The organism is Streptomyces sp. NPDC030296 (assembly GCF_055572815.1).
The window spans coordinates 347,775-367,334 of sequence record NZ_JBVICQ010000002.1; the positions used below are offsets into that span (position 1 = coordinate 347,775).

Annotated in this window: 23 protein-coding genes; 5 read left to right on the forward strand and 18 right to left on the reverse strand. The window is 72.2% G+C overall.

Translation table 11 applies throughout. The features are described 5' to 3' along the window. Positions 1–44 precede the first annotated feature (44 nt). The 10 genes from ACZ4Z3_RS05505 to hisI all read right to left on the reverse strand — a co-directional run bounded on the left by ACZ4Z3_RS05505 (position 45) and on the right by hisI (position 8,369). Positions 45–818 carry a DsbA family protein gene (locus ACZ4Z3_RS05505; RefSeq protein ID WP_468499793.1) on the reverse strand — a complete coding sequence of 258 codons (774 nt, stop codon included), beginning with the start codon at positions 816–818 and terminating at the stop codon, positions 45–47. Positions 819–934: 116 nt separating this feature from the next. Continuing rightward, positions 935–1,753: a tryptophan synthase subunit alpha gene (gene trpA, locus ACZ4Z3_RS05510; protein WP_468499794.1), complete on the reverse strand. Its 819-nt coding sequence runs from the start codon at positions 1,751–1,753 to the stop codon at positions 935–937. Beyond that, on the reverse strand, positions 1,750–3,039 hold the full coding sequence (trpB, locus tag ACZ4Z3_RS05515) for a tryptophan synthase subunit beta (protein ID WP_468499795.1): 1,290 nt from the start codon (positions 3,037–3,039) through the stop codon (positions 1,750–1,752). Before trpB ends, trpA begins: the two co-directional genes overlap by 4 nt. Positions 3,040–3,228: 189 nt before the next feature. Then, positions 3,229–3,414: a tryptophan biosynthesis modulator TrpM gene (gene trpM, locus ACZ4Z3_RS05520; RefSeq protein ID WP_468500205.1), complete on the reverse strand. Its 186-nt coding sequence runs from the start codon at positions 3,412–3,414 to the stop codon at positions 3,229–3,231. A 163-nt stretch (positions 3,415–3,577) separates the two neighbouring features. Further along, a complete protein-coding gene (gene trpC, locus ACZ4Z3_RS05525; RefSeq protein ID WP_468499796.1) occupies positions 3,578–4,387 on the reverse strand; it encodes an indole-3-glycerol phosphate synthase TrpC in 810 nt (269 codons plus the stop codon). A gap of 218 nt (positions 4,388–4,605) precedes the next feature. After that, positions 4,606–5,076: a DUF2752 domain-containing protein gene (locus ACZ4Z3_RS05530; RefSeq protein WP_468499797.1), complete on the reverse strand. Its 471-nt coding sequence runs from the start codon at positions 5,074–5,076 to the stop codon at positions 4,606–4,608. 133 nt (positions 5,077–5,209) lie between these two features. Further along, positions 5,210–5,485: an HGxxPAAW family protein gene (locus ACZ4Z3_RS05535; protein WP_468499798.1), complete on the reverse strand. Its 276-nt coding sequence runs from the start codon at positions 5,483–5,485 to the stop codon at positions 5,210–5,212. Between the two features lie 250 nt (positions 5,486–5,735). Continuing rightward, positions 5,736–6,380 carry a TIGR02234 family membrane protein gene (locus ACZ4Z3_RS05540; RefSeq protein WP_468499799.1) on the reverse strand — a complete coding sequence of 215 codons (645 nt, stop codon included), beginning with the start codon at positions 6,378–6,380 and terminating at the stop codon, positions 5,736–5,738. Between the two features lie 52 nt (positions 6,381–6,432). After that, positions 6,433–7,911, reverse strand: coding sequence for an anthranilate synthase component I (locus ACZ4Z3_RS05545; protein ID WP_468499800.1), 1,479 nt, complete (start codon positions 7,909–7,911; stop codon positions 6,433–6,435). Positions 7,912–7,922: 11 nt separating this feature from the next. Further along, positions 7,923–8,369 (reverse strand): phosphoribosyl-AMP cyclohydrolase, encoded by a 447-nt coding sequence (gene hisI / locus ACZ4Z3_RS05550; RefSeq protein ID WP_468499801.1) that lies wholly within the window; start codon positions 8,367–8,369, stop codon positions 7,923–7,925. A gap of 214 nt (positions 8,370–8,583) precedes the next feature. Here hisI and ACZ4Z3_RS05555 point away from each other — a divergent pair, with 214 nt between their 5' ends. After that, a complete protein-coding gene (locus tag ACZ4Z3_RS05555; protein ID WP_468499802.1) occupies positions 8,584–9,219 on the forward strand; it encodes a TIGR03085 family metal-binding protein in 636 nt (211 codons plus the stop codon). Positions 9,220–9,305: 86 nt separating this feature from the next. Here the strand turns inward: ACZ4Z3_RS05555 and hisF are convergent, their stop codons facing one another. Genes hisF through hisD form a run of 8 tightly spaced genes read right to left on the reverse strand, consistent with a single transcriptional unit; the run spans position 9,306 to position 15,106 of the window. Further along, positions 9,306–10,061: an imidazole glycerol phosphate synthase subunit HisF gene (gene hisF / locus ACZ4Z3_RS05560; protein WP_468499803.1), complete on the reverse strand. Its 756-nt coding sequence runs from the start codon at positions 10,059–10,061 to the stop codon at positions 9,306–9,308. A 16-nt stretch (positions 10,062–10,077) separates the two neighbouring features. After that, positions 10,078–10,482 carry a RidA family protein gene (locus tag ACZ4Z3_RS05565; protein WP_468499804.1) on the reverse strand — a complete coding sequence of 135 codons (405 nt, stop codon included), beginning with the start codon at positions 10,480–10,482 and terminating at the stop codon, positions 10,078–10,080. Further along, a complete protein-coding gene (gene priA, locus ACZ4Z3_RS05570; protein ID WP_055512123.1) occupies positions 10,479–11,204 on the reverse strand; it encodes a bifunctional 1-(5-phosphoribosyl)-5-((5-phosphoribosylamino)methylideneamino)imidazole-4-carboxamide isomerase/phosphoribosylanthranilate isomerase PriA in 726 nt (241 codons plus the stop codon). Before priA ends, ACZ4Z3_RS05565 begins: the two co-directional genes overlap by 4 nt. Before the next feature lie 3 nt (positions 11,205–11,207). After that, on the reverse strand, positions 11,208–11,882 hold the full coding sequence (gene hisH / locus ACZ4Z3_RS05575) for an imidazole glycerol phosphate synthase subunit HisH (RefSeq protein ID WP_468499805.1): 675 nt from the start codon (positions 11,880–11,882) through the stop codon (positions 11,208–11,210). After that, positions 11,873–12,037 (reverse strand): hypothetical protein, encoded by a 165-nt coding sequence (locus ACZ4Z3_RS05580; protein ID WP_468499806.1) that lies wholly within the window; start codon positions 12,035–12,037, stop codon positions 11,873–11,875. The genes hisH and ACZ4Z3_RS05580 overlap by 10 nt, the downstream gene beginning before the upstream one ends. After that, on the reverse strand, positions 12,034–12,627 hold the full coding sequence (gene hisB, locus ACZ4Z3_RS05585) for an imidazoleglycerol-phosphate dehydratase HisB (RefSeq protein ID WP_055512118.1): 594 nt from the start codon (positions 12,625–12,627) through the stop codon (positions 12,034–12,036). Before hisB ends, ACZ4Z3_RS05580 begins: the two co-directional genes overlap by 4 nt. Further along, entirely contained in the window at positions 12,624–13,763 is a 1,140-nt protein-coding gene (locus tag ACZ4Z3_RS05590; protein WP_468499807.1) for a histidinol-phosphate transaminase, read from the reverse strand. Before ACZ4Z3_RS05590 ends, hisB begins: the two co-directional genes overlap by 4 nt. Then, positions 13,760–15,106: a histidinol dehydrogenase gene (gene hisD, locus ACZ4Z3_RS05595; protein ID WP_468499808.1), complete on the reverse strand. Its 1,347-nt coding sequence runs from the start codon at positions 15,104–15,106 to the stop codon at positions 13,760–13,762. The genes ACZ4Z3_RS05590 and hisD overlap by 4 nt, the downstream gene beginning before the upstream one ends. Before the next feature lie 183 nt (positions 15,107–15,289). On the opposite strand from hisD, the gene ACZ4Z3_RS05600 reads away from it, so the two are divergent. The 4 genes from ACZ4Z3_RS05600 to ybaK all read left to right on the forward strand — a co-directional run bounded on the left by ACZ4Z3_RS05600 (position 15,290) and on the right by ybaK (position 19,384). Beyond that, positions 15,290–16,873, forward strand: coding sequence for an oxidoreductase (locus ACZ4Z3_RS05600; RefSeq protein ID WP_468499809.1), 1,584 nt, complete (start codon positions 15,290–15,292; stop codon positions 16,871–16,873). A gap of 149 nt (positions 16,874–17,022) precedes the next feature. After that, positions 17,023–18,081 (forward strand): hypothetical protein, encoded by a 1,059-nt coding sequence (locus ACZ4Z3_RS05605; protein ID WP_468499810.1) that lies wholly within the window; start codon positions 17,023–17,025, stop codon positions 18,079–18,081. Positions 18,082–18,092: 11 nt separating this feature from the next. Beyond that, on the forward strand, positions 18,093–18,833 hold the full coding sequence (locus tag ACZ4Z3_RS05610) for an LON peptidase substrate-binding domain-containing protein (protein ID WP_055536690.1): 741 nt from the start codon (positions 18,093–18,095) through the stop codon (positions 18,831–18,833). Between the two features lie 38 nt (positions 18,834–18,871). Beyond that, entirely contained in the window at positions 18,872–19,384 is a 513-nt protein-coding gene (gene ybaK / locus ACZ4Z3_RS05615; RefSeq protein ID WP_468499811.1) for a Cys-tRNA(Pro) deacylase, read from the forward strand. Positions 19,385–19,560: the final 176 nt, after the last annotated feature.

Consider the following 19,560-nt stretch of genomic DNA (forward strand, 5'->3'; position numbering starts at 1 on the left):
GGACGCCACAGGGGTTCCCGTGCCCCCGGGCGCCCCCCGGGGTCTCACCCCTGGGCGTTCTTCTCCACCATCTGCTTCAGCTTGGCCGGGGTCATCGACCGGTCGGCGTAGATGTTGGTGCCGTTGAGAAAGACGCTCGGGGTGCCGCCGAAGCCGCCCTTCTGGAAGGCCTCGTTCGACTTGGCGACCCAGGCGTCGTGGGTGCCCTTCTCGACGCAGGTGCGGAACGCGGCGGTGTCGAGGCCGTCGACCTTCTTCGCCAGGTCGATCAGCGTGCCGTTCTTCGAGAAGGCGTCGTCGGTCTCGGGCGGCTGGTTCTCGTAGAGCACGTCGTGGTACGCCGGGAACTTGCCGGCGTTCTGCGCGCACGCGGCGGCGTTGGCGGCCTTGCGGGAGCCGCTGCCGCCCATGTTCCCGTCGATCAGGGTGGCGAGCCTGTACTCGACCTTCAGCTTCCCCGCCGCGGTCAGTTCATGGATCGTCGAGCGGTACGCGTCCTCGAAGGACTTGCAGGCCGGGCAGCGGAAGTCCTCCCAGACCGTGAGGGTGGACTTCGCGCCGGCGGCGCCCGCGGGGAGTGCCAGGCTGTTCTCGCCATTGGCTCCGGAAGGCACCACGACCGGGCCCGAGGCGCCGCCGTCGTCCTTGCCCGCCTTCGCCGCGACGACGCCGATCACGGCGGTCAGCCCCAGGACACACACCACCGAGGCACCCACGATCAACGCCCGACGGCGCTTCTCGGCGGCCTTCTGCTTCTCGCGTTCCTCCGCCAGCCGCTCACGGGCGGTGCGCTTTCCCTCACGGTTCTTCTCGCTCACATCCCGCAGAACGAACCGGGGAGGCGCACCGCGCCTCCCCGATCCCACTTCCACCCCTTCGAGTGAGCGGGTCACCCCTTACGTCCCGCAGACCCTGTACGACGAACGGGTGAACGTCACGCGCTCCGGCGCACGCCCTTGGCGAGGTCGCCGGCCAGCTCCCGTACGGCGTCCAGACCGGCCGCCTCGTCCGGGGCGTCCAGCATCCTCTTCACGAACGCGGACCCCACGATCACCCCGTCGGCGAACCCGGCGACCTCGGCGGCCTGCTCGGCGTTGGAGACACCGAGGCCGACGCAGACCGGCAGCCCGGAGCCCGTGGCCCGGGTGCGTTCCACCAGGTCACGCGCCTGGGCGCCGACCGACTCCCGGGTGCCCGTGACGCCCATCAGCGAGGCGGCGTAGACGAAGCCGCTGCCCGCCGAGGTGATCTCGGCGAGGCGGGCGTCCTTGCTGCTGGGCGCGACGACGAAGACCGTTCCGAGGCCGTGCTTCTCGGCGTGCTCCCTCCACAGCGCCGACTCCTGGACGGGCAGGTCGGGCAGGATGCAGCCCGCGCCGCCCGCCTCCGCCAGCTCGGCGGTGAAGCGCTCCACGCCGTAGCGGTCGATGGGGTTCCAGTACGTCATGACGAGGACGGGCTTGCCGGTGGCCTCGAAGGCCTCCCGCACCGTGCGCATCACGTCCGCGATCTTGACGCCGCCGCGCAGGGCGATGTCGTCGGCGGTCTGGATGACGGGACCGTCGAGGACCGGGTCGCTGTGCGGCAGACCGACCTCGACGACATCGGCGCCGCCCTCGAAGACCGCCTTGATGGCGGCGATACCGCCGTCGACGGTCGGGAACCCGGCCGGCAGATAGGCGATGAGCGCGGACCGCCCCTCCGCCTTCGCGGCGGCGAGGGTGTCACTCAACAGCTGGATGTTCCCGCTCACTTGGCGTCCCCCTCGATCTCGGCGGTGTCGGCGGCGTTCGCGGCGACCTCGGCGTCGGTCCCCTCGTCGTAGAGACCGAAGTAGCGGGCCGCGGTGTCCATGTCCTTGTCGCCGCGCCCGGAAAGGTTGACCACGATCAGCCCGTCCTCGCCCAGCTCCCTGCCGACCTCCAGGGCACCGGCGAGCGCGTGGGCGCTCTCGATCGCCGGGATGATGCCCTCGGTGCGCGACAGCAGACGCAGGGCCTGCATGGCCGCGTCGTCGGTGATCGCGCGGTACTCGCCGCGGCCGCTGTCCTTGAGGTAGGAGTGCTCGGGGCCGATGCCCGGGTAGTCCAGACCGGCCGAGATCGAGTACGGCTCGGTGATCTGTCCTTCCTCGTCCTGGAGGACGTACGACCGCGAGCCGTGCAGGATGCCCGGCTCCCCGGCGGTCAGGGTCGCCGCGTGCTCGCCGGTCTCGACGCCGTGGCCCGCGGGCTCGCAGCCGACGAGCCGGACCGAGGCGTCCGGGATGAAGGCGTGGAAGAGGCCGATGGCGTTGGAGCCGCCGCCCACACAGGCGACGGCGGCGTCGGGCAGCCGGCCGGCGCGCTCCAGCAGCTGCCGCCGTGCCTCGACACCGATGACCCGGTGGAAGTCGCGGACCATCGCGGGGAAGGGGTGCGGGCCGGCGACCGTGCCGAACAGGTAGTGGGTGCGGTCGACGTTGGCCACCCAGTCGCGGAACGCCTCGTTGATGGCGTCCTTGAGGGTCCGGGAACCGGACTTCACGGCGACGACCTCGGCACCCAGCATGCGCATGCGGGCCACGTTGAGGGCCTGCCGCCGGGTGTCGATCTCGCCCATGTAGATGGTGCAGTCGAGGCCGAAGAGGGCGCAGGCCGTGGCGGTGGCGACGCCGTGCTGGCCCGCGCCGGTCTCGGCGATGACCCGGGTCTTGCCCATGCGCTTGGTGAGCAGTGCCTGCCCGAGCACATTGTTGATCTTGTGGGAACCGGTGTGGTTGAGATCCTCGCGCTTGAGGAACACCCGGGCGCCACCGGCGTGCTCGGCGAACCGGGGCACCTCGGTCAGCGCGCTGGGCCGGCCGGTGTAGTTGACGAGCAGGTCGTCGAGCTCGCGTGCGAACTCGGGGTCGGCCTTCGCCTTGTCGTACTCGACGGCGACCTCGTCCACGGCGGCGACCAGCGCCTCCGGGATGAACTTGCCGCCGTACGCGCCGAAGTACCCCGCGGCGCTGGGGACCTGACCCTCCGGGTCGGGAATGAAGAACTCGCTGGACATGCGATTACCTCACAGGGGCAACGGCCCCGATGTCGAACGGACGATGAGAGGCCCATACAGGGGCGTCACCGGGGACGAGGGGCGCGGGGCAGCGGCGGACGGCCGCGTGTGCGGCGGTACCGAACCGGCCGGGGCCGTACTGGTCCTCCGGTGGACAGGCGTCACCCGGTGCGCGGAGCGGAGATCGGCTCAGCTCACCGAGGGTGACGCGGGCCGGGGCCATCGCATGCCGTTCACCTGGCCCGGCTCGTCACCGATGACATAGCGGACCCGGCGCCCGTGGACCCGGCGCGCGGGCGCCCGGCAGCCACGGGGACGGCACCCGCGCGCGAGGCGGGCGTAGGGGTCCCTGGTGGTCATGGTGAGCGAGAACATCGGGGCACAGCCTACCGGCCCGATCTCACCCGTGTGAGGGATACCGGGCTCTGTCGTACCGGTCACGGGTGAGGCCGTCATGGCCGCCCGTACGCACCCCGCGGCCCCGGCCGGGACGTGCCCGGACCGGTCGGCGGCGGTGGTGCGGTCGGTCATGGCGCGGTCAGCTCCGGCCGTGGCGCAGCGCGGGGTGCTCACCGGCGGCGACGAGGTCGGCGACAGCGGTCTTGGGGTCCTTGCCGGTGACGAGCGACTCGCCCACGAGGACCGCGTCCGCGCCGGCGTTGGCGTAGGCGATGAGGTCGTGCGGGCCGCGGACGCCGGACTCGGCGACCTTCACGATGTGGTCGGGGATCTCGGGGGCGACGCGCTCGAAGGTGGAGCGGTCCACTTCGAGGGTCTTGAGGTTGCGCGCGTTGACGCCGATCACCCGGGCGCCCGCGTCGACCGCCCTCTCGACCTCGTCCTCGTCGTGCACCTCGACGAGCGGGGTGAGCCCGATGGACTCGGCGCGCTCGATGAGGGACTCCAGGGCGGGCTGGTCGAGGGCGGCGACGATCAGCAGGGCGAGATCGGCGCCGTACGCGCGGGCCTCCCACAGCTGGTAGGAGGTGACGATGAAGTCCTTGCGCAGCACGGGGATGTCCACGCGGGCCCGCACGGCCTCCAGGTCGGCGAGCGAGCCGCCGAAGCGGCGCTGCTCGGTGAGGACGGAGATGACCGCGGCGCCGCCCGCCTCGTAGTCGGCGGCGAGGCCGGCCGGGTCGGCGATCGCGGCGAGCGCGCCTTTGGAGGGGCTGGAGCGCTTGACCTCGCAGATGACCTTGACGCCGTCACCCCGCAGGGCGGCCGCGCCGTCCTTGGCCGCGGGAGCCTTGGCCGCGCGCTCCTTGAGCTCTTCGAGGCTGACGCGGGCCTGCCGCTCCGAAAGGTCGGCACGGACTCCGTCGATGATCTCGTCGAGCACACTCACGCGAGCGGCCCCCTTTCAGACGGTTGCGTTCGGTGACAGCGTTCGGCAGTCGATTTTCGGCTGACGGGCGCTTCACAGGGTCCTGGCGGTTCACTGCGATGGTAGCCGGACCGGGGCACAGCTCTCGCATCCGGTTGACGGCGGTCCCTCCCCCACCCGCGAACCAGCTTCGCTCGGCTCGGTCGGAGGCGCCCCCATCCTGGACCTTCACCGTTCGATCATGGGTGAAGCCATGCGCCGAACGGCAGGTTCCGGACAACCGTGAAGGCCAGCACCGACGCGCCGAGCGCCCACAGGGCCGCGGGCCGGAGTTCGAGTCGCATCGGCCGCCCGCGGGCCGCCCGGACCACCCATACGGTCCACAGCGCCGCACAGGTCACGAAGGCGACCACGGCCAGTGCGTTGTCCGTGAGGGCGGTCGCGAGGTCGCCGTGGGCGAAGGCGTGGGCGCTGCGCAGTCCACCGCAGCCGGGGCAGTACAGGCCGGTCAGACGCCAGAGCGGGCACACGGGGTAGTGGCCGGGTTCGTTCGGGTCCACGGCCGCGACATATGCGAAGGCCCCGCCTACGGCCGCGAGTGCGGCGGCGGGGATCCAGAGCCGTCGCAGCGCACCCCCCCGGACCGAGGTGGCCCGGACGGCGTGCGGGGGCGGCGCGACTGGCTGGGGCTCGGCGTTCACACACCGCATTGTGCCCGGCGGGCGCCGCACGCGCGCGTGAGGGCGGCCGGGCGGCCCCCGGGCGAACCGGACACGCCGGCCCCCCGAGGCGGACCGGACGGCCGGGTGCCCCGAAGCGGGCCGGACCGCCCCGTGCGGAGCGTCAGCCCTTGGCGGGGACGGGCTCGCCGCTGATGGCCTTGGCCTCCGCCTTCGCGGCGCCGGACCAGTCGTCGCCGTGCGCCGACTTGGCCTGGCCGAGGCCCATCGCCTTCATGATCATGCCGACGACGCCGCCGAGCAGGACGATGACCATGCCCGCCCAGAATCCCAGCGGTTCGGCCATCACCATGTAGGCGCCCGAGACGCAGAAACCGATGAAGGCGATGGTGACGCCGGTCCAGGCGGCCGGGGTGTGGCCGTGGCTGCTGCCCGCCATGACGTTGCTCCTCGTTGCTCAGTTGCTCTGTGCGAGTGCTCGACGCGCGCCGCTTGATGCGTGGCGCTCGATGCCTGTGGTGAGTCGGACGCTCGACGTCCATTGTCCCGTACGCCCACGACTGCCTTGAGCGGGGGTCCGCCCCCGCGGTTCCACCAGGGCCTGTCGTTTGGATCATGCCTGGGTCGCGGGGCTCACCGGCAGCCACAAGGTGCCGTAGCCCGAAGCCGGCATGATCCAAAGACGGACCCTAGGTGGGGCCCGGTCCCGTGGGGTCCTCGCCGCGGTCCAGGGCCTTCCACATGTCCTCGGGGCGGTCGGGGTCCACCGGCTCGGCCTTGCGTCGGCGGGGTGTGCCGTCGCGCTCGTAGCGGCCGGACATCCCGGGCCACAGCCGTCCGTAGCGCAGGGCGAGCAGCCCGGCGAGCAGGATGAGGGCGCCGCCGACCGCCGCGACGTACGGCCAGCCGGTGTGGCTGAGCGCGTCGACGGTGGCGGAGGTGTCGCCGGAGGCCTCTGCGGCCTTGTCGTCGAGGGCCGAGCTGTCGTAGGCGCCGAACAGCGCCGCGGCGACGGTGCCCGCGCCGGAGAGGGCGAGCAGCACGGCGACCAGGACGCGTCCGGAGCGGCGGACGGCGAAGACGGCGACGAGCGCGGCGAGGCCCACTATGGCGAGGGCCGCGGGCACGCCCGTGACGTCGCTGCCCTTGGCGGTCAGCGGGAAGGCGCCGCCGGCCACCGATGCCGTGCCCTCCGACCAGCGCTGTCGGGTGGCGAGCAGCGCGACGGCGGCGCCCAGCGCGCCGCTCAGCAACGCCAGGGCGAGGCTGCGCCGGCCGGAGCGGACGAACGCGGGCTCGGAACGGGGGTGAGGTACTGCGGTCACGTACTCCACTATCGCCTGAGCCCCGGGTGGGTTGTCACCCGGGGCTCACGTGAGAAGCGCCCTATTGTCCGAGCCGGTTCGCCGTGTGCACGGCGCGCAGCACGGCCGCCGCCTTGTTGCGGCACTCGGTGTCCTCCGCGACGGGGTCGGAGTCGGCGACGATACCGGCGCCGGCCTGGACGTACGCCGTGCCGTCGCGCAGCAGGGCGGTGCGGATGGCGATGGCGGTGTCCGAGTCGCCCGCGAAGTCGAGATAGCCGACGCAGCCGCCGTACAGGCCGCGGCGGGAGGGCTCCAACTCGTCGATGATCTGCATCGCGCGCGGCTTGGGGGCGCCGGAGAGGGTGCCCGCGGGGAAGCAGGCGGTGAGCACGTCGAACGCGGTGCGGCCGGGGGCGACGCGGCCGGTGACGGTGGACACGATGTGCATGACGTGGGAGTACCGCTCGATCGACATGAAGTCGACGACCTCGACCGAGCCCGGTTCGCAGACCCTGCCCAGGTCGTTGCGCCCCAGGTCCACGAGCATGAGGTGCTCGGCTCGCTCCTTGGGGTCGGCGAGCAGTTCGTCGGCGAGGGCCTGGTCCTCCTGCGGGGTGGCGCCCCGGTGCCGGGTGCCGGCGATGGGGTGGACCATGGCCTGTCCGTCCTCGACCTTGACGAGGGCCTCGGGCGAGGAGCCGACGACGTCGAATCCGTCGAACCGGAACAGGTACATGTACGGGGAGGGGTTGGTGGCCCTGAGGACGCGGTAGACGTCGAGGGCACTCGCCGTGCACGGGGTCTCGAAGCGCTGGGAGGGGACGACTTGGAAGGCCTCGCCCGCGCGGATGCGCTCCTTGATGTCCTCGACGGCCTCCTGGAAGTCGGGGCCGCCCCAGCGGGCGGTGTACTCGGGCAGCTCGGAGGGCGGGAGGACCGCCGGGGGCTGGGCGACGGGCCGGGTGAGGTCGGCCTGCATGGCGTCGAGGCGGGCGACGGCGTCGGCGTAGGCCTCGTCGACGCCCGTGTCCAGGTCGTTGTGGTTGATGGCGTTGGCGATGAGCAGGACCGAGCCCTCCCAGTGGTCCATGACCGCCAGGTCGCTCGTCAGCAGCATGGTCAGCTCGGGCAGCCGCAGGTCGTCCTGGTCGCCGGGCCCGATCTTCTCCAGGCGGCGCACGATGTCGTAGCCGAGGTAGCCGACCATGCCGCCGGTGAAGGGGGGCATGCCCTCCTGGTGCGGGGTGTGGAGCGCCTCGATGGTGGCGCGCAGGGCCGCGAGGGGGTCGCCGTCGACCGGGACGCCGACCGGTGCGGTGCCGAGCCAGTGCGCCTGGCCGTCCCGCGCGGTGAGGGTGGCATGGCTGCGGACGCCGACGAAGGAGTAGCGGGACCACGAGCGGCCGTTCTCCGCCGACTCGAGGAGGAAGGTGCCGGTGCGCTCGGCGGCGAGCTTGCGGTAGAGCGCGACCGGGGTGTCGCCGTCGGCGAGGAGCTTGCGGCTGACGGGGATGACACGGCGGTCGGTGGCCAGCTTGCGGAACGTCTCGAGGTCCATGGCGGCTGACCTTACTGATCCAGTGGCGGTACGCCGGAATCGGCGCCGCCCTCGACGGCCTTGAGGACGTCCTCGTCGAAGCAGGTGCGGGCGCCGGTGTGGCAGGCGGCGCCGATTTGGTCGACCTTGACGAGGACCGTGTCGGCGTCACAGTCCAGGGCGACCGACTTCACCCACTGGTAGTGGCCGGAGGTGTCGCCCTTCACCCAGTACTCGCGGCGGCTGCGCGACCAGTAGGTGCAGCGTCCGGTGGTGAGGGTGCGGTGGAGCGCCTCGTCGTCCATCCAGCCGAGCATGAGCACTTCGCCGGTGTCGTACTGCTGGGCGATGGCGGGCAGGAGCCCGTCGGCGCTGCGCTTGAGGCGCGCGGCGATCTCGGGGTCCAGCGCGCTGGGAGCGCCGGGGCCGCTCGGTGCTCCGGGACCGCTGGGGCTGCTGGGGGACGGCGTGCTGGTCATGCGTGCCATTGTGCCGCGCCGCGGCGATCGGCCCCGCCCGTTGTCCACAGGCCGGACCGTATCGTCGTACTAGCGACTCCCGTGTTGACGGCCGCGCCGCGCGGGCGACCGCTTCGGTCGCCGTCCCCCTCGCCGTCCCGTTCGCCGTCCCGGTCCTGGCGCGTCGGCGGGGCCTGCCCTGGGCCGCCGGGGGCGGCGGTCGTAGGCTGGCGGCATGTCGACCCATGCCAAGCGTGAACGGCTCCTCTTCGCCGACCTGTTGGAGACTTCGGGCCCCGACGCCCCCACCCTGTGCGAGGGCTGGACGACCCGGGATCTGGCCGCGCACGTGGTGGTGCGCGAGCGTCGCCCCGACGCCGCCGGGGGCATCCTCATCAAGCAGCTCGCCTCCCGCCTGGACCGGGTGATGGAGGAGTTCGCCGCGAAGCCGTTCGAGGAGCTGATCCAGCTCGTCCGTACCGGCCCGCCGCGCTTCTCGCCCTTCTCCCTCAAGCAGATCGACGAGGCGTCCAACACGATCGAGTTCTACGTCCACACCGAGGACATCCGCCGCGCCCAGCCCGACTGGTCGCCGCGCGAACTCGACCATGTCTTCCAGGACGCCCTGTGGTCCCGGCTGGAGCGCACCGCCCGCCTCATGGGCCGCGGCTCCCCCACCGGCCTGGTGCTGCGTCGTCCGGACGGCCGTACGGCGGTGGCCCACCGCGGGACCCCGGTCGTCACGGTCACCGGCGAGCCCTCGGAGCTGCTCCTGTTCCTCTACGGCCGCCAGCAGGCCGCCGATGTGGAACTGGAGGGCGAGAAGGAGGCCATCGCCAGGCTGCACGAGACGAAGCAGCTGGGGATCTGACCGGGCTCCGTCCCGGCGGCCGTGCCCACAGCTGAGCCCCGGCCACCCAGTGACCGGGGCTCAGCTCGCCATGGACCGCGGCGGGGTCACCGCACCGGGTGGCCCGCTTCCCTGAGCGTGTTCTTGACCTCGCCTATGCGGAGGTCGCCGAAGTGGAAGACCGAGGCGGCGAGGACGGCGTCGGCGCCCGCCTCGATGGCCGGGGGGAAGTCCGTGAGCCTGCCCGCGCCGCCGGAGGCGATGACGGGGACCGTGACGTGCTTGCGGACGGCGGTGATCATCTCCAGGTCGTAGCCGTCCTTCGTGCCGTCCGCGTCCATCGAGTTGAGCAGGATCTCCCCGGCGCCCAGCTCGGCGGCCCGGTGGGCCCACTCGACGGCGTCGATGCCCGTGCCCTTGCGGCCGCCGTGGGTCGTGACCTCGAAGGAGCCGGACTCCGTGCGCCGGGCGTCCACGGACAGGACCAGGACCTGGCGGCCGAAGCGCTCGGCGATCTCGCGGATCAGATCGGGGCGGGCGATCGCCGCGGTGTTCACACCGACCTTGTCCGCGCCCGCCCGCAGCAGCTTGTCGACGTCCTCGGCGGTGCGGACGCCGCCCCCGACGGTCAGCGGGATGAAGACCTGCTCGGCGGTGCGGCGCACCACGTCGTAGGTGGTCTCGCGGTTGCCGGAGGACGCGGTGATGTCGAGGAACGTCAGCTCGTCGGCGCCCTCGGCGTCGTACACCTTGGCCATCTCGACCGGGTCGCCCGCGTCACGCAGGTTCTGGAAGTTGACTCCCTTGACGACCCGGCCGTTGTCCACGTCCAGGCAGGGGATGACTCGGACCGCCAGGGTCATGAAATCCACGGCTCCTTCAGGAGGGCCTGAGGCCCTTGAATGCTTCGACTTCTACTTCGACGAGGATGCGCGGGTCGACGAAACCGTCCACGACCAGCAGGGTCGCGGCGGGACGCACGGGCTCGAACAGTTCCCGGTGGGCCCGCCCGACCGCGTCGACGTCCCGCAGGTGCGCCAGGTACATCCTCGTCCGGATCACGGACTCGGCACCGAGCCCGAACTCGCCGAGCGCCTCGACCGCGCTGGTGAAGGCCACCTTGGCCTGCTCGTACGGGTCGCCCTCCCCGTACAGCACATCGCCCTTGAAGGACGTGGTGCCCGCCACCAGCACACGGTCGCCCGCCGCGACGGCACGCGCGGAGCCGAAGGACTCCTCCCAGGGACTCCCGCTCTGCACCCGCCGCACGGCATCGGACGTCATGACGACACAGCCTCCAGGGCCTCTTCCAGGGTGAACGCCTTCGCGTACAGGGCCTTCCCGACGATGGAGCCCTCGACACCGAGGGGTACCAGCTCGGCGATGGCGCGGAGGTCGTCGAGGGACGACACGCCGCCGGACGCCACGACCGGGCGGTCGGTGACCGCGCAGACGTTGCGCAGCAGCTCCAGGTTGGGGCCCTGGAGCGTGCCGTCCTTGGCGATGTCGGTGACGACGTACCGGGCGCAGCCCTCCTTGTCGAGGCGCGCCAGCGTCTCGTAGAGGTCGCCGCCGTCGCGGGTCCAGCCGCGGCCCTTCAGGGTCGTGCCGCGGACGTCCAGGCCGACCGCGATCCGGTCGCCGTGCTCGGCGATGACCTTGGCGACCCACTCGGGGCTCTCCAGGGCGGCCGTGCCGAGGTTGACGCGGGTGCAGCCGGTGGCGAGGGCCTTCTCCAGGGAGGCGTCGTCCCGGATGCCCCCGGACAGCTCGACCTTGATGTCCATGGCCCGGGTGACCTCGGCGACCAGCTCACGGTTGTCGCCGGTGCCGAACGCGGCGTCCAGGTCGACCAGGTGCAGCCACTCGGCGCCCGCCCGCTGCCAGGAGAGGGCGGCCTCCAGCGGGGAGCCGTAGGAGGTCTCCGTGCCGGACTCGCCGTGCACGAGGCGGACGGCCTGGCCGTCGCGGACGTCGACGGCGGGGAGGAGTTCGAGCTTTGCCATGGTCTACAGGGTTCCGATCCAGTTGGTCAGCAGCTGGGCTCCGGCGTCGCCGGACTTCTCGGGGTGGAACTGCGTGGCCCACAGGGCGCCGTTCTCGACGGCCGCCACGAAGGGCTTGCCGTGCGTCGACCAGGTGACCTTGGGCGCGGTGATGTTCGGGTTGTGCGTCTCCAGGGACCAGTCGTGGACGGCGTAGGAGTGCACGAAGTAGAAGCGGGCGTCGGCGTCGAGGCCGGCGAACAGCTCCGAGCCGGCCGGGGCGTCGACGGTGTTCCAGCCCATGTGCGGCACGATCTCGGCCTGGAGCGGCTCGACCGCGCCGGGCCACTCGTCGAGGCCCTCGGTCTCCACGCCGTGCTCGATGCCGCGCGCGAAGAGGATCTGCATGCCGACGCAGATGCCCATGACCGGGCGGCCGCCGGCGAGCCTGCGGTCGATGATCCAGTCGCCGCGCGCCTCCTTCAGCCCCTTCATGCAGGCGGCGAACGCGCCGACGCCGGGCACCAGCAGCCCGTCGGCGTTCATCGCCGTGTCGAAGTCACGGGTGATCTCGACGTCGGCTCCCGCGCGCGCGAGGGCGCGCTCGGCGGAGCGGACGTTGCCGAAGCCGTAGTCGAAGACGACGACCCGCTTGGCGGGAGTGGTCCTCGCCCCGGTGTTCTCGGTGCTCAATTCCACACCTCCAGCCTCATGACGCCCGCGACGAGGCACATCGCGGCGGCGATGGAGAGCAGCACGATCAGGCCCTTCGGCATCTGCTGCTTGACGAAGGAGATGATCCCGCCGACCAGGAACAGACCGACGACGATCAGGATGGTCGAGAGGCCGTTCACAGCGCGCCCTTCGTGGAGGGCAGGATGCCGGCCGCGCGCGGGTCGCGCTCGGAGGCGTAGCGCAGGGCGCGGGCCAGCGCCTTGAACTGGCACTCGACGATGTGGTGGGCGTTGCGCCCGTACGGCACGTGCACGTGCAGCGCGATCTGCGCCTGGGCGACGAAGGACTCCAGGATGTGCCGGGTCATCGTGGTGTCGTACTCGCCGATCATCGGCGCCATCTTCTCGGGCTCGGTGTGCACGAGGTAGGGGCGGCCGGAGAGGTCGACGGTGACCTGGGCGAGGGACTCGTCCAGCGGGACCGTGCAGTTGCCGAAGCGGTAGATGCCCACCTTGTCGCCGAGGGCCTGCTTGAAGGCGGCGCCCAGCGCGAGGGCGGTGTCCTCGATGGTGTGGTGGGAGTCGATGTGCAGGTCGCCGTCGGTCTTCACGGTCAGGTCGAACAGCCCGTGGCGGCCGAGCTGGTCGAGCATGTGGTCGTAGAAGCCGACCCCGGTGGAGATCTCGGTGCGGCCGGTCCCGTCGAGGTTTATCTCGACGACGACCGACGTCTCCTTGGTGACCCGCTCCACGCGTCCAACGCGGTTCATGCGCTCTGCTCCTCCGGGAGTGTGGGGGTGTCGCCCACACAGCTCAGTAGTTCACGTACCGCGTCCAGGAACGCGTCGTTCTCGGCCGGGGTTCCCGCGGTCACCCGCAGCCATCCCGGTACGCCGTTGTCCCGGACCAGGACGCCCCGGTCGAGGATCTTCCGCCACGCCTTGTGCGCGTCGTCGAACGTCCCGAACTGCACGAAGTTGGCGTCGGACTCGGTGACGTCGTAGCCGAGGGCGCGCAGTTCGGCGACCAGCCGGTCCCGCTCCGCCTTCAGCTGCTCGACATAGCCGAGGAGGGTGTCGGTGTGCTCCAGGGCGGCCAGGGCGGTCGCCTGGGTGACGGCGGAGAGGTGGTAGGGCAGCCGTACGAGCTGGACCGCGTCCACGACCGCCGGGTGCGCGGCGAGGTAGCCGAGGCGGAGTCCGGCGGCGCCGAACGCCTTGGACATGGTGCGTGAGACGACGAGATTCGGCCGTCCTTCGAGCAGCGGCAGCAGGGAGTCGCCGTGGCTGAACTCGATGTAGGCCTCGTCGACGACGACCATGGACGGCTTGGCCGCCTGGGCCGCCTCGTACAGGGCGAGGACCGTCTCCCGGGGGACCGCGTTGCCCGTGGGGTTGTTGGGCGTGGTGACGAAGACGACGTCGGGGCGGTGCTCGGCGATGGCACGCTCGGCCGCCGCGAGGTCGATCGTGAAGTCGTCGTCGCGGGGCCCGGAGATCCAGCCGGTGCCGGTGCCGCGCGCGATGAGCCCGTGCATCGAGTACGACGGCTCGAAACCGATGGCCGTGCGGCCGGGGCCGCCGAAGGTCTGCAGCAGCTGCTGGATGACCTCGTTGGAGCCGTTGGCCGCCCAGACGTTCGTCATGTCCAGGGCGAACCCGGAGGTTCGCGTCAGGTACTCCGCGAGCCGGGTCCGCAGCTCCACCGCGTCCCGGTCGGGGTAGCGGTTGAGGTTCCGTGCCGCCTCGCGCACCCGCTCCGCGATCCGCTCCACCAGCGGCTCGGGCAGGGGGTAGGGGTTCTCGTTGGTGTTCAGCCGTACGGGGACGTCGAGCTGGGGCGCGCCGTAGGGGCTCTTGCCGCGCAGTTCGTCCCGTACGGGGAGATCGTCGATTCCGAAGCTCACTGACCAGGTACCTTCCAGCCGCGTGTCCACTGTTCGGCTCCGCCGAAACGAGCCTTGATCGCCGCGCCGTGGGCGGGCAGGTCCTCCGCCTCCGCCAGCGTGACCACATGGTGCGCGACCTCGGCCAGCGCGTCCCGCGTGTAGTCGACGATGTGGATGCCGCGCAGGAAGGACTGGACGGACAGACCGGAGGAGTGGCAGGCGCAGCCGCCGGTCGGGAGCACGTGGTTGGAGCCCGCCGCGTAGTCGCCGAGCGAGACCGGCGCCCACGGTCCGAGGAAGATCGCGCCCGCGTTGACGACGCGTTCGGCGACGGCCGCCGCGTCCGCGGTCTGGATCTCCAGGTGTTCGGCGCCGTAGGCGTTGACGACCCGCAGGCCCTCGTCGATGCCGTCGACGAGGACGATCGCGGACTGGCGGCCCGCGAGCGCGGGGCGGATCCGGTCCTCGATGTGCTTGGTGGCCTCCACCTGCGGGCCCAGCTCCTTCTCCACGGCGTCGGCGAGCGCGACGGAGTCGGTGACGAGCACGGCGGCGGCGAGCGGGTCGTGCTCGGCCTGGCTGATCAGGTCGGCGGCGACGTGCGCCGGGTCGGCGGTGTCGTCCGCGAGGACCGCGATCTCGGTGGGGCCGGCCTCGGAGTCGATGCCGATGACGCCGGTGAAGTAGCGCTTGGCGGCGGCCACCCAGATGTTGCCCGGCCCGGTGACCATGTTGGCCGGCGGGCAGGACTCGGTGCCGTACGCGAACATCGCGACGGCGGTGGCGCCGCCGGCCGCGTACACCTCGTCGACGCCGAGCAGCGCGCACGCGGCGAGGATCGTGGGGTGCGGCAGTCCGTCGAACTCGGCCTGCGCGGGCGAGGCCAGCGCGATCGAGGGGACGCCCGCCTCCTGCGCCGGGACCACGTTCATGATCACGGAGGAGGGGTAGACCGAGCGGCCGCCGGGGGCGTAGAGGCCGACGCGTTCGACCGGCACCCACTTCTCGGTGACGGTGCCGCCGGGTACGACCTGGGTGGTGTGGGTGGTGCGGCGCTGCTCGCGGTGGACGAGGCGGGCGCGGCGGATGGACTCCTCCAGGGCCGCGCGGACGGCCGGGTCGAGCTGGTCCAGCGCGTCCGTGAGGGCCTCCGCCGGGACCCGCACGGAGGTGAGGCGTACGCCGTCGAACTTCTCGGCGAAGTCGATCAGCGCCGCGTCCCCGCGATGATGCACGGCCTCGCAGATCGGACGCACCTTCTCCAGGGCGGCCGAGACGTCGAAGTCGGCTCGGGGCAGCAGGTCGCGCAGGGCGGGTCCCTTCGGGAGGGCGTCGCCGCGCAGATCGATTCGGGAGATCACACGCCCAATTCTCTCAGACCTCGGTCGGCGGCCGTCCGCACGTTCCAATGGCTGATACGCGTCCACGGCGAAACCCGGAAGATCCTCTTCACGTCTAGCGTTCGGGGCGTCACTCAGCGGGCATCACCAGCATGAACTGTTGTGCGATACACACGAGTGACGGAGACGGAGGAAGGAACAGCCGTGAGCGAGGGTGCCGCCATCCGGGACGACGGGGAGATCCCGGACGACCTCACCGCCGCCGAGGCCGGTATGTGGCAGGCGTTCCGCAACGGCAGCGTGTACGACCTCCGCAGCGGCGACACCGCCGAGGACGATCCGCACGGCGGCCACCCCTGGGGCCCGGAGCGGACGGTACGGGCCCGGATCGTGGCCTGGCTGCTGCTGGACGGGCCGCCCGCGCTGGCCGGGCGGGTGTCCGCGCTCAAGCTGGTCGGCGTGCAGATCAAGGGCGTCCTGGAGCTGGCGGGCGGCCAGGTGGTGCCGTACGTGGAGATGAAGGGCTGCCGCTTCGAGAAGGAGATCCTGCTGCCGGAGGCCCGGTTCACCACCGTCCGGCTGGTGGACTGCTCGGTGCCGCGGCTGGAGGCGGCCCGGCTGCACACGGAGGGCGATCTGCATCTGCCGCGCTGCCGCTTCCACAACGGGGTGCGGCTCGCCGACGCGCACATCGGCACCGATCTGCTGCTCAACCAGGCGGTCGTCTACCGCGACCGGCACGGCCGCTCCCTGTCCGCCGACGGTCTCAGCGTCGCCCAGGACGTGCAGGCGGAGATGCTGGAGTCGCACGGGGAGCTGAGCCTGCGCGGGGCGACCGTCGGCGCGTCGCTCAGCCTGCGCGGCAGCCGGCTCGCCAACCCCTACGGCCGCCTCGCCCTGAACGCACCCCAGCTGACCGTCGAGCGCACTCTCTATCTGACCCCCGCCGGCGTGGGCAATCCGCTGTACACCAGCGGCAGCACGCCCGCGCGCGGCACCCGCGTCCAGCGGTTCGAGTGCCAGGGCGGGATACGGCTGGACGACGGGCGTTTCGGGGACGCCGTCGACCTGGAGCGGGCCAGGTTCACCTTCACGGACGAACAGGAGCTGTCCCTGCGCCGGGTCCAGGTGCCCGAGCTGCGCTTCCTCGGCGAGCGGCCCGAGCGCGGCAAGGTCGTGCTGTCGGGCGCCCGGGTCGGTGTCCTCATCGACCGGGCGGACAGCTGGCCCGGTCCCGGCAACCTCCAGATGGGCGGCTTCCAGTACGAGAACCTCGTGCCCCGCGACCGGTTCCCGCTGGCCGGACGGCTGGAGTGGGTGGCGGCGGCGACCCCCGAGTACCAGCCGGAGCCGTACGAGCGGCTCGCGACCGTGCTGCGGGCCAGCGGCGACGACGAGGGCGCCCGCGACGTGCTCCTCGCCAAGCAGCGCCACCGCCGGGAGAACCTGCCGCTCGCGGCCAAGCTGTGGGGCTACGCGCAGGACTGGACGGTGGCGTACGGGTACCGGCCGGGACGGGCCGCCGTCTGGATGGCGCTGCTGTGGGCGCTCACCTCGTACGCCTTTTCCCACGCGGACCATCCGCCGATGAAGACCGGTGAGCACCCGCACTGGAGTCCGTCCCTGTTCGCCCTGGATCTACTGCTCCCGGTGATCGACCTCGGCCAGGTCGGCTACTGGCAGCTGCGGGGCGGCTGGCAGTGGCTCGCGGTGGTGGTGATCCTGCTGGGCTGGATCCTCGCGACGACGGTCGCCGCCGGCGCCACACGGCTGCTGAGCAGGAACTGAAAAGGTTGTGAAGAGGCACAACCCGAGCCGCCCGCGCTCCGTCTTCCCCTCGAACCACCGACCACGACACCACCGTCGAGGCGTTGTACCTGAACGGTGAGCACCGGTCCCGCCGAGCGGACCGGCCGGGCGCTAAGGGGGCGCGCCACATGGACCTGCTGCGTGCGCTCGTGCGCACGGCACGGATGGCGCGGCACACCTCGGGCCTCGCCGACGGTCTGCCGGCCGACGACGACGTGCTGCTCGACGCCCCCGACGAGCGGCTCGGGCCCGCGCTGGTCGCGGCCGGCCGGGGGGAGTACGCGCCCGCGGCCCGGCTCCTCGCGACGACGCGGGAGGCGGTGGAGTGGGAGAACCGCGACCGGTACACGCTGCGGCTCGCCTCCTTCGCCCGCGCGCGCCACCCCTGGCTGCACGAGTGGCGGCGCGCCGCCCCGCACGACCCGGACGTCCTGCTGGTCAGGGCCGAGCTGGCGGTGACCCGTGGCTGGCACTCCCCCGCCAGGGTGGAACTGCTGCGCGAGGCAGGCCCGTTGATCATGGCGGCCGCCGAGCGCGAGCCGCGCGACCCCGTGCCGTGGCGGATCGCGCTGGACCACGCGCGGGGCACGGGCGTCGGCCGCGCCGGCTTCGAACGGCTGTGGGCGGAGGCCGTCTCCCGCTCCCCGCACCACTACGGCTGCCATGTCTCCGCCCTGAAGTACCTCTCCGCAGCCTGGTACGGCTCGCACTCGGAGTGCTTCGACTTCGCCGAACGGGCCGCCGAGGCCGCCCTGCCCGGCTCCCTCGTCCAGGCCCTCCCGGTCCGGGCGGCCTTCGCCCATCTCGTCGACGGCGGCGGCCCCGAGGTGCGGCGCGCCCGGCTGGACGAGGCGGCGGACCGCGCCATCGCGCTCTCCGCCGCGTACGAGCCCGGCGACCCCTGGCCCGCCGAGGTCCGCAACCTCCTCACCTACGTCCTGGTCCGTCTCGAACGCTGGCCGGACGCCCTGGAGCAACTGCGCAGGATCGGCCCGTACGCCACCTCGTTCCCCTGGGACCGGATCTCCGGCGATCCGCTGGGCCAGTTCCTCCAACTACGGGACGGGGTACGGCTGGAGGTGGCGTCCTCGATGCCGCTGCTGACGCGGTCCCAGAAGCGCGCCGGGAGTCCCGCGGCAAGGTCACAAACCAGTACGAGCGAACGCGCGCGCCCCTACGGCGACTAGGCTCTGGCCTCGTGACCACCGTCCGGCTGCCGCTCTTCCCCCTGAACTCGGTGTTGTACCCGGGGCTCGTGCTTCCTCTGAACATCTTCGAGGAGCGCTACCGCGCCATGATGCGCGAGTTGCTGAAGACCCCCGAGGACGAACCCCGCCGCTTCGCCGTCGTCGCCATCCGCGACGGCCACGAGGTCGCGCCGAGCGCGCCCGGCATGCCGGATCCGACGGCGCTCCCGGAGCGCGGTCCGACCGCCGGGTTCGGCGACGACCCTGCCAAGGCGTTCCACACGGTGGGCTGCATCGCCGACGCGGCCACCATCAGGGAGCGCGACAACGGCACGTTCGAGGTGCTCGCCACCGGCACGAACCGGGTACGGCTGCTCTCCCTCGACACGAGCGGACCGTTCCTCGTGGCGGACCTGGAGGAGCTGCCGGAGGCACCCGGCGACGAGGCGGGCGCGCTCGCCGAGGGCGTGCTGCGGGCCTTCCGCCAGTACCAGAAGCGTCTGGCGGGGGCGCGGGAGCGCTCGCTGTCGACGGGCGCGGACCTGCCCGACGAGCCGGCCGTGGTGTCGTACCTGGTCGCCGCGGCCATGATGCTGGACACACCGGCCAAGCAGCGGCTCCTGCAGGCCCCCGACACCGCGTCCCGGCTGCGTGACGAGCTGAAACTCCTGCGCGCCGAGAGCGCGATCATCCGTAGTCTGCCGTCGTTGCCCGCGTCGGAGCTGACGCGGGGTCCGACGAGCCTCAACTGAGGACGGCTCGCGGACACGGCTACCGGGAACAGGCTGGGATGGCGAAGAAGGCGAAGAAGCAGCAGGCGGGGGGCACGCCGGCGACGGTGGCGCTGACGGCGGCGGGCGTGGAGTTCACCGTCCACGCCTATGAGCACGACCCGTCCCACCCCTCCTACGGCGAGGAGGCGGCGGAGGCGATGGGCGTCCCGCCCGAGCGCGTCTTCAAGACCCTCGTCGCGGACGTCGACGGTGCGCTCGTCGTGGCCGTGGTGCCGGTCGCGGGCCAGCTGGACCTGAAGTCGCTGGCGACGGCGGTCGGCGGGAAGCGGGCGGCGATGGCGGACCCCACGCTGGCGGAACGCACGACGGGGTACGTCCGCGGGGGCATCTCCCCGCTGGGCCAGCGCAAGAAGCTCCGCACGGTCCTGGACGAGTCGGCCTCCGGCCACACCACGATCTGCGTCTCGGCGGGCCGCCGGGGGCTGGAGGTCGAGCTGGCGCCGGGGGATCTGGCGGCGTTGACGGGGGCGACGACGGCGCCGATCGCGAGGGCTTCGGGCGCCTGGTAGCTCGGGGGCGGGTGCGGTTGGGCGACTGCGGGTGGTTCGTGGTTTCTCGCGCAGTTCCCCGCGCCCCTGAAGGGAACGGGCCTGCGGCCCGCCCTTCATGGGAAAAGCACGGTGCGCAGCCCCGGTCGCTTCTCAGGGGCGCGGGGAACTGCGCGAACAACCCCCACGCACCCGCA

What these genes read in the sequence shown, in the direction of transcription:
- trpB (WP_468499795.1), bottom strand. Translation starts at nt 3,039, where the DNA reads ATGTCCAGCGAGTTCTTCATTCCCGACCCGGAGGGTCAGGTCCCCAGC.
- ACZ4Z3_RS05545 (WP_468499800.1), bottom strand. Translation starts at nt 7,911, where the DNA reads ATGGACCTCGAGACGTTCCGCAAGCTGGCCACCGACCGCCGTGTCATC.
- ACZ4Z3_RS05605 (WP_468499810.1), top strand. Translation starts at nt 17,023, where the DNA reads ATGGACCTGCTGCGTGCGCTCGTGCGCACGGCACGGATGGCGCGGCAC.
- hisB (WP_055512118.1), bottom strand. Translation starts at nt 12,627, where the DNA reads ATGAACCGCGTTGGACGCGTGGAGCGGGTCACCAAGGAGACGTCGGTC.
- ACZ4Z3_RS05555 (WP_468499802.1), top strand. Translation starts at nt 8,584, where the DNA reads ATGTCGACCCATGCCAAGCGTGAACGGCTCCTCTTCGCCGACCTGTTG.
- ybaK (WP_468499811.1), top strand. Translation starts at nt 18,872, where the DNA reads ATGGCGAAGAAGGCGAAGAAGCAGCAGGCGGGGGGCACGCCGGCGACG.
- ACZ4Z3_RS05530 (WP_468499797.1), bottom strand. Translation starts at nt 5,076, where the DNA reads ATGCGGTGTGTGAACGCCGAGCCCCAGCCAGTCGCGCCGCCCCCGCAC.
- priA (WP_055512123.1), bottom strand. Translation starts at nt 11,204, where the DNA reads ATGGCAAAGCTCGAACTCCTCCCCGCCGTCGACGTCCGCGACGGCCAG.
- trpM (WP_468500205.1), bottom strand. Translation starts at nt 3,414, where the DNA reads ATGTTCTCGCTCACCATGACCACCAGGGACCCCTACGCCCGCCTCGCG.
- hisF (WP_468499803.1), bottom strand. Translation starts at nt 10,061, where the DNA reads ATGACCCTGGCGGTCCGAGTCATCCCCTGCCTGGACGTGGACAACGGC.
- ACZ4Z3_RS05565 (WP_468499804.1), bottom strand. Translation starts at nt 10,482, where the DNA reads ATGACGTCCGATGCCGTGCGGCGGGTGCAGAGCGGGAGTCCCTGGGAG.
- ACZ4Z3_RS05535 (WP_468499798.1), bottom strand. Translation starts at nt 5,485, where the DNA reads ATGGCGGGCAGCAGCCACGGCCACACCCCGGCCGCCTGGACCGGCGTC.
- hisI (WP_468499801.1), bottom strand. Translation starts at nt 8,369, where the DNA reads ATGACCAGCACGCCGTCCCCCAGCAGCCCCAGCGGTCCCGGAGCACCG.